The sequence below is a fragment of the Streptomyces bambusae genome (genome assembly GCF_019400985.1).
GTDB classification, from domain to species: domain Bacteria; phylum Actinomycetota; class Actinomycetes; order Streptomycetales; family Streptomycetaceae; genus Streptomyces; species Streptomyces bambusae_A.
Genome location: NZ_WTFF01000258.1, coordinates 1 through 10,374 on the forward strand (window position 1 = coordinate 1; position 10,374 = coordinate 10,374).

Sequence of the window (10,374 nt, forward strand, 5' to 3'; positions counted from 1 at the left end):
AGGGGCGGAGGGGGGAAAAAGACACGGCCGGGGGCGGGGGGGCCCGGGGGGGGGCCCGGGACGCGGGGGGGGGGGGGGGGGGGGGGGGGGCGGGGGGGCCCGTCGGGCCTCCGGACCGGGGGGGCGGAGGGTGCCGGGGGGCCCCCGGGGGGCCCCCCCGCGGGGGCGGGGGGCGGGGGGCCGGCCCCCGCCGCGAGCACCCTGTGCCACGGGGACCTGCACCTCGGCCAGCTCGTCCGGCACCCGGCCCCGGCCGGGCCCTGGCGGCTCATCGACGTGGACGACCTCGGGCTCGGCACCCCGGCCTGGGACCTGGCCCGCCCCGCCGCCTGGTACGCGGCCGGGCTGCTGGCCCCCGAGGTGTGGACGCGCTTCCTCGACGCCTACCGGGCGGCGGGCGGCCCCGCCGCGGGGGAGCCCGGCAGCGACCCCTGGCCCCGGCTCGATCTGGCCGCGCGCGCCCTGACCGTGCAGACGGCCGCCCTCGGCGTCGCCAAGGCGGCGCGGGCCGGGCGCCGACTCGACGACGTGGAGCGGGCGATGGCCGAATCCTGTGCCCGAATCGTCGCCCTCCCGCCCGACTTGGGCCCCGTTCCCCCGGCGTAGGGTGACCCCACGCCGCCGGGCATCCACGGTGGCGACGTCCGACGGCGAGGAGTTGAGCCGATCATGCAGTGTCCGAAGTGCCACGCGGCGATGCACACGTACAACCGCAACGGCGTCCAGATCGAGCAGTGCAGCGGGTGCCGGGGGATCTTCCTGGACTACGGCGAGCTGGAGGCCCTGACCCGCCTGGAGTCTCAGTACGGCGCCCAGTACGGCCCGGTCCCGCCGCAGGCGCCGCCCGCCCCGCCGGCCTACCCGGCCGCCCACGCCCCGGCGCCCGCCTGGGGCGCCCCGCACCACGGCGGACACCACGGCCACCACCACGGCCACCGGGGCTTCGGCCGACTGCTGTTCTCGTCCTGAGGCCTGTCCGGTAGCCTGCCCGGTCCGGCCTCCCTCGCGGGAGGCCGGACATGCGAAAGACCCGGCCACTCGGTAGCGGCCGGGTCTTTCCGGAGTGTGGACGATACTGGGATTGAACCAGTGACCTCTTCCGTGTCAGGGAAGCGCTCTCCCGCTGAGCTAATCGTCCTCGGGACCACGACCCGGAGGCCGTGGGTGCTGCGTGTACTGCGTGTTGCATGTTCTGCGTGGACGATACTGGGATTGAACCAGTGACCTCTTCCGTGTCAGGGAAGCGCTCTCCCGCTGAGCTAATCGTCCTCGGGACCACGACCCGGAGATCGTGGGTGCTGCGTGTACTGCTTGTACTGCGTGTTGCATGTTCTGCGTGGACGATACTGGGATTGAACCAGTGACCTCTTCCGTGTCAGGGAAGCGCTCTCCCGCTGAGCTAATCGTCCTTGGAGGTGGAGACGGGATTTGAACCCGTGTAGACGGCTTTGCAGGCCGTTGCCTCGCCTCTCGGCCACTCCACCCCGGAGTAGCAGGGGGTCTCGGGAAGATCCCCCACTTCGAGCGGACGACGAGATTCGAACTCGCGACCCTCACCTTGGCAAGGTGATGCTCTACCAACTGAGCCACGTCCGCATGTCGCCGATGTTCGCTTCCGGGTTTTTTCCTTCGCTCCCCGGCGACGTGTTGAACTCTAGCGGATTCCCGGGCCAGCTCAAAAACGCGTTTCCGCAGCGTGCTGCCACCCGATCACCAGCGGTCACCCTCAGGTCACCTCACCGGCGCCTTCCCGCCACCGGTCATAGACTCACAGCCGTGCACGACCTGCCCCCCATGGCCCGCTTCGGCGGCCTCCTCGCCACCGATCTGCGCGACGTCACCAGCGACGCCTCCGCCCTGGACTCCACCGGCTTCTGGGCCGTGGCGGCGGACTTCGAAGGCCGTCTGATCTGCGCCCGCTTCGGGGACGTACGCCCCGACCCGGTCCCCGCCCCCGTCCCCGGCGCCTGGCGCGGCCCCGCCACCGACGCGTGGACCTCCTCCCTGGACCGCGCCGGCTACGTGGCCGGCGTACGGCGGATCCGCGAACACATCGCGGCCGGCGAGGTCTACCAGGCCAACCTGTGCCGGGTGATGTCCGCGCCGCTGCCCGGTCCTCCCCCTCGCTCCGCCGGGGGGACCCCCACGGGCGCCGACGTGGACGCGCTGACCGCGCTGCTCGCCCGCGGCAACCCCGCCCCCTACGCAGGAACGATTCGGCTCCCGGCCCACGGCGTCGAGATAGCCACCGCCTCCCCCGAGCTCTACCTGCGCCGCCGCGGCCGCCACGTCGAGTCCGGCCCCATCAAGGGCACCGGCCGGACCGCCGCGGACCTGCTGGAGAAGGACCACGCCGAGAACGTCATGATCGTGGACCTGGTCCGCAACGACCTCGGCCGCGTCTGCGCCACCGGCTCCGTCACCGTCCCCGAGCTGTGCGCCGTCGAGGAGCACCCCGGCCTCGTCCACCTCGTCTCCACCGTCAGCGGCGAACTCGCCGAGGACGCCGGCTGGCCCGAGCTGCTGGCCGCCACCTTCCCGCCCGGCTCCGTCACCGGCGCCCCCAAGTCCTCCGCCCTGCGGATCATCCGCGCCCTGGAGACCGTCCCCCGCGGCCCGTACTGCGGCGGCATCGGCTGGGTCGACGCCGACCGCGCCGCCGCCGAGCTCGCCGTCGGCATCCGCACCTTCTGGATCGACCGCGAGGCCCCCGGCGGCCCCCGGCTGCTCTTCGGCACCGGCGCCGGCATCACCTGGGGCTCCGACCCCGAACGCGAATGGGCCGAGACCGAGCTGAAGGCCGCCCGCCTCCTCGCGGTAGCGTCGGGCACGTACCAGGTGAGCGGAGGGACCGTACGGTGACGATCTGGCTCGACGGCGCACTGCGGGACGCCGACAGCGCGAAGGTGTCCGTCTTCGACCACGGGCTGACGGTGGGCGACGGCGTCTTCGAGACGCTCAAGGCCGAGCACGGGCGCTGCTTCGGACTCACCCGGCACCTGGACCGGCTGACCCGCTCCGCCCGCGGCCTCGGCCTGCCCGACCCCGACCACGACGAGGTCCGCCGTGCCTGCGCCGCCGTCCTCGCGGCGAACCCGGTGCCGCTCGGCCGGCTCCGCATCACCTACACCGGCGGCCTTTCCCCGCTCGGCTCCGACCGCGGCGACGGACCCCCCACCCTCGTCGTCGCCGTCACCGAGGCCACCCGCCGCCCCGACACCACGGCCGCCGTCACCGTCGACTGGGTCCGCAACGAGCGCGGCGCCGTCGCCGGCCTGAAGACCACCTCCTACGCCGAGAACGTGGTCGCCCTGGCCGCCGCCGCCCGCGCCGGAGCCTCCGAGGCCCTCCTGGCCAACACCGTCGGCCGCCTCTGCGAGGGCACCGGCTCCAACGTCTTCGTCGTCCTCGACGGCGAACTGCACACCCCGCCGCTCGCCTCCGGCTGCCTCGCGGGCATCACCCGGGCCCTCGTGCTGGAGTGGACCGGCGCCAAGGAGACCGACCTGCCCTTCGAGGCGCTGCGGCAGGCCGAGGAGATCTTCCTGACCTCCTCCCTGCGCGACGTCCAGGCCGTCGTACGCCTCGACGAGCGCGAGCTCGGCGACGGCCGGCCCGGCCCGGTCACCGCCGAGGCCATGCACGTCTTCGACGAGCGCGCCGCCGACGACCTCGACCCCTGACCGGGGCCGGGCAGGCCGATCCGGGGCCGGGCACGTTGATCCGGGGCCGATCCAGGGTCCGGTCCATGTCCGATCCGGGGCCGGTCCTTGGCCGATCCGGGGTGGAAAAGGGCTGACGGCGGCCGCGCGGGGCGGGTAGAACACCAAGGGTGACCACCACCCTGCGGCCGTCCGGGCCGCTGCAGCAGACCGCGGCGGGGGCGCGTTCGCGCCCGTACGAGATCCGTGTCAACAGCAGGCGTGTCGGTGCGCTGGTGATCGCCACCGACACCCCCTACGGGCCGCACGTCGGCGTCCTGCGCGAGCTGTACGTCGAGGAGCCCGACCGCCGCCGCGGCCGGGCCACCGTCGCCGTACTGGCCGGCGAGGAGGTGCTGCGGGGCTGGGGCTGCGACCGGGTGCGGATCTCCGTCCCCGCCGACGCGGCGGGCGGACTGCGGCTGGCCACCGCCCTCGGCTACACCGAGGAAGGCCGCCTGATGCGCAAGACACTGCCCGCGGCCCCGCCCGCCCTGCCCGACGGCGTCCGCGCCCGCGCCCTGACCGCCCCCGAGTACGCGACCTGGCTCGACCGGGCCGTCACGGCGTACGCCGACGTCTGCGCCGACCGCGGCATGGCCCCCGACACGGCCGCTGCGCACTCCCGGGACGACCACGCCGACCTGCTGCCGGACGGCCCCGACACCCCCGGCATGTCCGTCGCGATCCTGGAGGCCGACGGGGAGCCCGTGGGAACCGTGTGGGCCGGGGACCACGCCCCCGGCGGCGCCCGGTCCCGGCACGACGGCTGGTACGTCTACGACGTCGAGGTGTTCGCCGCCCACCGCGGCCGGGGCCACGGCCGCAGCCTGCTCCTCCAGGCCGAACGCACCGCCCTGGCCGACGGCTCCACCGCGCTCGGCCTGCACCGCTTCTCCGCCAACACCCCGGCGGTCCGCCTCTACGACTCCCTCGGCTACCGGCCCCTGACCGTCAACTTCACCAAGATCCTGCTCTGAAGGCTCCGGCCGGGGCCCGTGCGGTGATCGGGCGGCCGTCCCCCGACCCCCGTGCGGGGGACGGCCACCGGAAGCAAGCTATCCGCTGGTGTCCGGAGTCCTCGCCCTCCCGGAGGTGGAGCCGCCACTCCATCCAATGGTGTCGTCGGCGTACGACCAGAGTCGTACCTCGCGGCGCACGGGGGACCCGGCCCCGGAGCGGCGCACACCAGCAGGGGCTCGGCCGTCCCCGGCGCGCCGGTCGGTGCGTCAACCACTCGGACAGGAGCGGCTCGGGGACGAGCGGGGCCGCTCAGGCGTCGGCGAGGAGGCGGTCGGCGATCTCCTCGATGCGCTGCCGCAGGCCCTCCTGGCTCTTGCCGCCGTCGAGCCGCTCGCCGCCGATCACGTAGGTCGGGGTGCCGGTCACACCGATCGCCTTGCCCTCGGCCTGGTCGGCGTCCACGATCAGGATGTGCCGGCCGTCGATCAGTGCGGTGTCGAACTCCTCGGCGTCCAGGCCGAGTTCCCGCGCCACCTCGACCAGCAGCGGTTCGCCCCGGCGGCCGAGCTCCTCGGTACGGGCCAGCAGCGCCTCCGCGTACGGCCAGCCCCGGCCCTGCTCCACGGCCTCCTCGGCGGCCTGCGCCGCGGCGAACGCGTACTTATGCTTCTCCAGCGGGAAATGGCGCAGGCGGATGTCCAGCCGGTCGCCGTAGCGAGCCCGCAGGGCGCGTACGTCGTCGAGGGCGGTGTGGCAGTCGGGGCACTGGAGCTCGCACCAGACGTCGAGGACGACGGGGGAGGGGGAGCCGGCGGGCTGGGAATCGGTCATCGGGGTCCTTTCGTGGATACCACCAACTTTAGGCGGGGGTGGGGGTACCTCCCGCTTGCGGGGGAGAAACGAAACCCCTGTGGAACAGGACAACGAGCTGCGATTCGCCGCTAGGCGGACCGTAGTGCCCTGACCGGCTTGGTTGATCTTCACAAGCAGCCACGCTGGTTTGTGAGCGTGACCACGACTTGTGTGAAGCGGGCGTTCAAGTACCGCTTCCATCCGACTGACGCGCAGGCGGCCGAGCTGTCGCGCACGTTCGGATGTGTCCGCAAGGTCTACAACCTGGCGCTGGCCGCCCGTACGCAGGCGTGGGTGCGGGGAGAGCGGGTCAACTACAGCCAGACCTCGGCCATGCTGACGGTGTGGAAAAAGACCGAGGAGCTCGCCTACTTGTCCGAGGTGTCCTCCGTCCCGCTCCAGCAGACGCTGCGGCACCTGCAGGTGGCGTTCACGAACTTCTTCGGTAAGCGGGCCCAGTACCCGCGCTTCAAGTCCCGGAAGAAGTCCCGCCGCTCTGCGGAATACACCACCAGCGCGTTCCGCTTCCGCGACGGCCGCCTGACCCTCGCCAAGATGCAAGAGCCCTTGGCCGTCGTTTGGTCCCGGCCGCTTCCCGAAGGCGCGTCGCCGTCCACGGTGACCGTGTCGCAGGACAGTGCGGGCCGCTGGTTCGTCTCGATGCTGTGTGACGACTCCGGTGTGGAGCCGCTGCCGACGACGGACACCGCCGTGGGTATCGACGTGGGCCTGGACCATCTGCTGACCCTGTCGACCGGGGAGAAGATCGCCAACCCGCGGCACGAACGCCGTGACCGTGCCCGGCTCGCCCTGGCCCAGCGCCGTCTAGCGAAGAAGGCCAAGGGCGGCGGAGCGAACCGGACCAAGGCCCGGCACAAGGTCGCCAAGATCCATGCCCGGATCGCCGACCGCAGACGTGACCACCTGCACAAGCTGACCACTCGTCTCGTGCGTGAAAACCAAACGCTCGTGATCGAGGACCTGACCGTCCGCAACATGGTCAAGAACCACGCGCTCGCCCGCGCCATCAGCGATGCCGCGTGGGCGGAGTTCCGCAGCATGTTGGAGTACAAGGCCCAGTGGTACGGACGCGACATCGTCGCGGTCGACCGCTTCTTCCCCTCCTCCAGACTGTGCTCGAACTGCGGCACCCTCGCCCGGAGCATGCCCCTGCACGTCCGCACCTGGACGTGCGACTGCGGCACGATCCACGACCGGGACGTGAACGCCGCGAAGAACCTGCTGGCCGCCGGACTGGCGGTGTCGGCCTGTGGAGCCGGTGTAAGACCTCAACGGAGAACTCCGGGCGGGCAGCCGGCTGTGAAGCAGGAAACCCCACGGCGCGAGCCGTAGGAATCCCCCTCCTTCAGGAGGGGGAGGAAGTCAAGGGGACAGTCTCCCAGCGCGCGCGCGGAGCGGCGGCGGCGCGGCGGGCGCCCCCGGCCCCACCGGCCCCACCGGCCCCCAGGAGGAGGCGCGACCCCGAGATTCCCCGGAGATCCGCTCCGGCCGGCCCCGGTCCGTGGCCGGTACGGGCGCCTCCGGTGCACGATGGAGGGGACGGATCGCCCATGGCTGGAGGACCCATGCTCGCCGAGACCATCTGCTCCGCGGTGTCCGCGGCCGGCCTGGGCATCGCCGCGCTCACCGCCTACCGCAAGCGCTTCCTCGCCGCCACGCGCATCGCGGCGTACGCGCTGGTGCCGGTCGCGCTGGTGATGACCGGACTGGTCGAGTGGGTCTCCCAGATCGTCTTCGACCCGGTCGTCTGGGCCGGCTTCGGCCTGCTGGGCCTGGCCTGGCTGCTCCTCCTGGTCACCCGCGTCGTCGAGCGGCGCGGCCTGCGGGCCGCCGTCGAACCGGGCGCGGCGGGGGAGACCCGCGGCGGAGGGCGCCGGAGGCCCGTCGCGCCGGACGCCTCCGCGCCCGCCCTCGGAGCCGGGACCGCGGCGACGGGCCCGAAGCCGGCGTCCCGGCGGGACGCCGCCCCGCCCGCCGACGACTTCTCCGACATCGAGGCGATCCTGAAGAAGCACGGGATCTAGCGATCGCCGGCCCGCACTTCATTCGGTGAAAACCGGGAGCTCGATCGCAGGTGATCGTCCGTGTGCCCAGGTTCGGAACGACGCCGATCAAGAAGTGTGGAATCTGGCGAACCAGGCGCTCTCGGTGGCGTGTTGAGGGGAGAAGGTGGGTCGGCTGCGTCATGATCGGCCCGACATGCTCGACACATCGCAGGGTGAGCCCCCGGGATCCGTCCCGGCCGCACGCACCCCCGCCGCAGAGGAGCCCCGTGGCTGCCTCTTCGCGCTCTCCCAGCCGCCGTTGATGATCTTCTTAGGGGTGGTCGGCGTGCTGCTTCTGTCCGTCGCCGTGCACGACCTCTCCCTGCTCTGACTTGCGTCGGGCCCGGTACGCCGCCACGTGCAGCCGGTTCCCGCAGGTACGGCTGTCGCAGTAGCGCCGCGACCTGTTGCGCGAGAGGTCCACGAAGGCGCGCCCGCAGTCGGGGGCCTCGCAGCGGCGCAGCCGCTCGTGCTCGCCGGAGACGACGATGAAGGCGAGGGCCATGCCGCCGTCGGCAGCCAGGTGGTCGCCGACCGAGGCGCCCGGGGCGAAGTAGTGCACGTGCCAGTCGTAGCCGTCGTGGTCGGTCAGCTGCGGGGTGGTGCCGGCCGTGGCCACCAGCTCGTTGATCAGTCCGACCGCGGCCCGCGGATGGGCGGCGGCGAACACCTGTGCGAATTTGGAGCGGACCGTGCGCACCCCGGAGAGGTCGCGGGCGCCGAGCTCGCCGACGTCGCTGATCGAGTGCTCGCGGACGAAGGTGCGCAGTGCGCCGACGTCGGCCAGCGTGTCCGGCCGGTCGCCCTCGGGTGCGGTGTTCACCAGCGCGACGACGACGTCGAGCGCGACACGGGTGTCGTGGGGGATCTGCACGGTGAACTCCCTCAGGGGCCGGGCGCGCGGCAACGGGCCGCTGCCACCGCTGGGGGCCGACAATAGTCGCCTCTCGCCGCAGGTGGGAGCCGCCCCGGTCGCGCGCAGCACGGCAGCGCCGCCCCCGCGGGTGGCTCGCGCGGGAACAGCGCCGGTGGTGCGTGTGCCGTATCAGGTTGTCCGCCCTGCACCGTCGCCCCGAGTCGGACGGTGCCGAGCGCCTCTGTCGGGCTCGCTCAGCTCTCGGCCAGGATGTGCGAGAGCTCCTTGTCGAGGTCGAAGTGCCGATGCTCGGTGCCCGGCGGGACCGCGGCATCGGTGCGCTTCAGGAACGACTCCAGAGCTCGGGCCGGAGCTTCGAGCAGGGCTTCTCCTTCCGGAGAGCTGAGGGCGATGCAGACGACCCCCTGGCCGTGACTGCGGGACGGCCAGACGCGGACGTCTCCGGTGCCGGTGGGCCGGTGGAGGCCCTCCGCGAGGAGGTCGCGGGCGAACACCCACTCGACCGTCTCTTCGGCGCCGGTGTGGAAGGTGGCGTGCACGGCGTAGGGATCGGCCGTGTCATACCGCAGGCCCGCGGGAACAGGCAGTGAGGACTCGCTCGACACAACGAGGCGCAGGTGCAGCTCGCAGCTGACCGTGGTGTTCATAAGCGCCAGGGCCTTTCGCTCAGTGTGCGCTCGGGGATTCGCACGTCGGCGAAATCGACATGCCACCTACGGTGCCGTTGTAAACCCCTCTGACCGTTTTGCGGACGTCTGGGTCCCTCGGACGGAGGATCGGGAGGTCCGACCACAGGAGCTTCCGGGTCCGCTTCCGGCCCGGTAGATTCGCTGTCATGAATACGGGGAGTGACCGGACCGGCGGGCGTCCGCAGCCGGCCGCAGAGTCGATCAGCGCAGAGTCCACCGCACCGTCCGCAGAGTCCACCACGCCGCCCGCCGGGTCCGTCGCGGAATCCGCCGGGTCCGCCGGGGAACCCGCCGCGACGGAGCACGTCTCCCGCGCGCCCGCCTTCATCAAGGCCCGCCGCACCCTGCACCTGAGCTGGCAGGTCGGCGTCTTCGTCGTCGGCCTGGCCGTGATCGGCGCGGGCGTCGCCATGCTCGTACTGCCCGGCCCCGGCTGGGTTGCGATCTTCGCCGGCCTGGCGATCTGGGCGACCGAGTTCGCCTGGGCCCACGTCGTCCTGCACTGGACGAAGCGGAAGGTGACCGAGGCCGCGCAGAAGGCACTGGACCCCAAGGTGCGCCGCCGCAACATCATCCTGACCAGCACAGGCCTCGTGATCGCCGGCGCGCTGATCGGCTTCTACCTCTGGAAGTACGGGCTCGTGCTGCCCTGGGACCTCAAGGACCAGTGATGGTCCGGAGCGCCGCTGACATGCGGTAATGTTTGCGGTGCGCCCGGGCGATTAGCTCAGTGGGAGAGCGCTTCGTTCACACCGAAGAGGTCACTGGTTCGAACCCAGTATCGCCCACCCCGGACCGAGGGCCCGGAGACCGACACAGTCTCCGGGCCCTCGGTGTTTCCCCCGGACGGCCGCCCGGCGCAACTCCACCCGGACGGCTCAGCCCAGGGCCTGTCCGGCGGATCACGGCCGGGTCCGCGACGCTCCCCCAGCTACTGCTGGGTGGGGGAGCCGCGGCCTGTCCGGCCCTGTTCCGCCGGCCCAGCCCTCAGCGCAGCCGGCCCAGCGCGTCCCGCAGTCGGCGCGCGTCCCGCAGTCGCCGCTCGTACGTCGCCCCGACCGCCAGCAGCAGCACCCCCGCCAGGGCCGGCGGCAGCCACCGCGGCAGCGCGTCCACGACCTGGACGACGTACGGCGCCAGCTCGTGCAGCGCGTCCAGGGCCAGCACCCCGCCGCCCAGGAGCAGCGGAGCCTGCAGCCGCCACCGCGCGCCCGCCAGGGTCACCG

General features: G+C 72.7%; 12 protein-coding genes and 6 tRNA genes. 9 read left to right on the plus strand and 9 right to left on the minus strand.

What is annotated here, in order from left to right; translation table 11 throughout:
• Positions 1-606: phosphotransferase (locus GPJ59_RS27360; protein WP_219670373.1), on the plus strand; the 606-nt coding region annotated here is incomplete at its 5' end.
• Positions 607-669: 63 nt separating this feature from the next.
• Positions 670-969, plus strand: coding sequence for a TFIIB-type zinc ribbon-containing protein (locus tag GPJ59_RS27365; RefSeq protein ID WP_219670374.1), 300 nt, complete (start codon positions 670-672; stop codon positions 967-969).
• A 97-nt stretch (positions 970-1,066) separates the two neighbouring features.
• On the opposite strand, the gene GPJ59_RS27370 is transcribed toward GPJ59_RS27365, so the two are convergent.
• From GPJ59_RS27370 to GPJ59_RS27390, 5 genes are all read right to left on the minus strand, one after another.
• Positions 1,067-1,138 (minus strand) — tRNA-Val (locus GPJ59_RS27370).
• A 59-nt stretch (positions 1,139-1,197) separates the two neighbouring features.
• Positions 1,198-1,269 (minus strand) — tRNA-Val (locus GPJ59_RS27375).
• A 68-nt stretch (positions 1,270-1,337) separates the two neighbouring features.
• Positions 1,338-1,409 (minus strand) — tRNA-Val (locus GPJ59_RS27380).
• Position 1,410: 1 nt separating this feature from the next.
• Positions 1,411-1,484: transfer RNA gene (locus tag GPJ59_RS27385), tRNA-Cys, on the minus strand.
• 39 nt (positions 1,485-1,523) lie between these two features.
• Positions 1,524-1,596: transfer RNA gene (locus GPJ59_RS27390), tRNA-Gly, on the minus strand.
• A 180-nt stretch (positions 1,597-1,776) separates the two neighbouring features.
• On the opposite strand from GPJ59_RS27390, the gene GPJ59_RS27395 reads away from it, so the two are divergent.
• The 3 genes from GPJ59_RS27395 to GPJ59_RS27405 all read left to right on the plus strand — a co-directional run bounded on the left by GPJ59_RS27395 (position 1,777) and on the right by GPJ59_RS27405 (position 4,681).
• Positions 1,777-2,862, plus strand: a complete 1,086-nt coding sequence (locus GPJ59_RS27395) for a chorismate-binding protein (RefSeq protein ID WP_219670375.1) — start codon at positions 1,777-1,779, stop codon at positions 2,860-2,862.
• Positions 2,859-3,683 (plus strand): aminotransferase class IV, encoded by an 825-nt coding sequence (locus GPJ59_RS27400; protein ID WP_219670376.1) that lies wholly within the window; start codon positions 2,859-2,861, stop codon positions 3,681-3,683. Before GPJ59_RS27395 ends, GPJ59_RS27400 begins: the two co-directional genes overlap by 4 nt.
• A gap of 149 nt (positions 3,684-3,832) precedes the next feature.
• The gene (locus GPJ59_RS27405) at positions 3,833-4,681 is read left to right on the plus strand and encodes a GNAT family N-acetyltransferase (protein WP_219670377.1); all 849 of its coding nucleotides are present in this window, start codon (positions 3,833-3,835) and stop codon (positions 4,679-4,681) included.
• A gap of 292 nt (positions 4,682-4,973) precedes the next feature.
• Here GPJ59_RS27405 and GPJ59_RS27410 read toward each other — a convergent pair whose 3' ends face one another.
• A complete protein-coding gene (locus GPJ59_RS27410) occupies positions 4,974-5,495 on the minus strand; it encodes a DsbA family protein (RefSeq protein ID WP_219670378.1) in 522 nt (173 codons plus the stop codon).
• A 171-nt stretch (positions 5,496-5,666) separates the two neighbouring features.
• Here GPJ59_RS27410 and GPJ59_RS27415 point away from each other — a divergent pair, with 171 nt between their 5' ends.
• Together GPJ59_RS27415 and GPJ59_RS27420 are read left to right on the plus strand one after the other, a co-directional pair.
• The gene (locus tag GPJ59_RS27415) at positions 5,667-6,869 is read left to right on the plus strand and encodes an RNA-guided endonuclease InsQ/TnpB family protein (protein ID WP_219670379.1); all 1,203 of its coding nucleotides are present in this window, start codon (positions 5,667-5,669) and stop codon (positions 6,867-6,869) included.
• A gap of 233 nt (positions 6,870-7,102) precedes the next feature.
• Positions 7,103-7,561 carry a hypothetical protein gene (locus GPJ59_RS27420; protein WP_219670382.1) on the plus strand — a complete coding sequence of 153 codons (459 nt, stop codon included), beginning with the start codon at positions 7,103-7,105 and terminating at the stop codon, positions 7,559-7,561.
• 292 nt (positions 7,562-7,853) lie between these two features.
• On the opposite strand, the gene GPJ59_RS27425 is transcribed toward GPJ59_RS27420, so the two are convergent.
• Positions 7,854-8,456, minus strand: a complete 603-nt coding sequence (locus GPJ59_RS27425; protein ID WP_219670380.1) for a CGNR zinc finger domain-containing protein — start codon at positions 8,454-8,456, stop codon at positions 7,854-7,856.
• 236 nt (positions 8,457-8,692) lie between these two features.
• Positions 8,693-9,106, minus strand: a complete 414-nt coding sequence (locus GPJ59_RS27430; RefSeq protein WP_030011909.1) for an SsgA family sporulation/cell division regulator — start codon at positions 9,104-9,106, stop codon at positions 8,693-8,695.
• A 188-nt stretch (positions 9,107-9,294) separates the two neighbouring features.
• Here GPJ59_RS27430 and GPJ59_RS27435 point away from each other — a divergent pair, with 188 nt between their 5' ends.
• Positions 9,295-9,819 carry a TIGR02611 family protein gene (locus tag GPJ59_RS27435; RefSeq protein WP_219670381.1) on the plus strand — a complete coding sequence of 175 codons (525 nt, stop codon included), beginning with the start codon at positions 9,295-9,297 and terminating at the stop codon, positions 9,817-9,819.
• Between the two features lie 45 nt (positions 9,820-9,864).
• Positions 9,865-9,936, plus strand: a tRNA-Val gene (locus GPJ59_RS27440).
• Positions 9,937-10,135: 199 nt separating this feature from the next.
• Here the strand turns inward: GPJ59_RS27440 and GPJ59_RS27445 are convergent.
• A partial coding sequence (locus GPJ59_RS27445) for an SCO7613 C-terminal domain-containing membrane protein (protein WP_374200918.1) occupies positions 10,136-10,374 on the minus strand: 239 nt, incomplete at its 5' end.

What these genes read in the sequence shown, in the direction of transcription:
- GPJ59_RS27365 (WP_219670374.1), top strand. Translation starts at nt 670, where the DNA reads ATGCAGTGTCCGAAGTGCCACGCGGCGATGCACACGTACAACCGCAAC.
- GPJ59_RS27410 (WP_219670378.1), bottom strand. Translation starts at nt 5,495, where the DNA reads ATGACCGATTCCCAGCCCGCCGGCTCCCCCTCCCCCGTCGTCCTCGAC.
- GPJ59_RS27420 (WP_219670382.1), top strand. Translation starts at nt 7,103, where the DNA reads ATGCTCGCCGAGACCATCTGCTCCGCGGTGTCCGCGGCCGGCCTGGGC.
- GPJ59_RS27430 (WP_030011909.1), bottom strand. Translation starts at nt 9,106, where the DNA reads ATGAACACCACGGTCAGCTGCGAGCTGCACCTGCGCCTCGTTGTGTCG.
- GPJ59_RS27435 (WP_219670381.1), top strand. Translation starts at nt 9,295, where the DNA reads ATGAATACGGGGAGTGACCGGACCGGCGGGCGTCCGCAGCCGGCCGCA.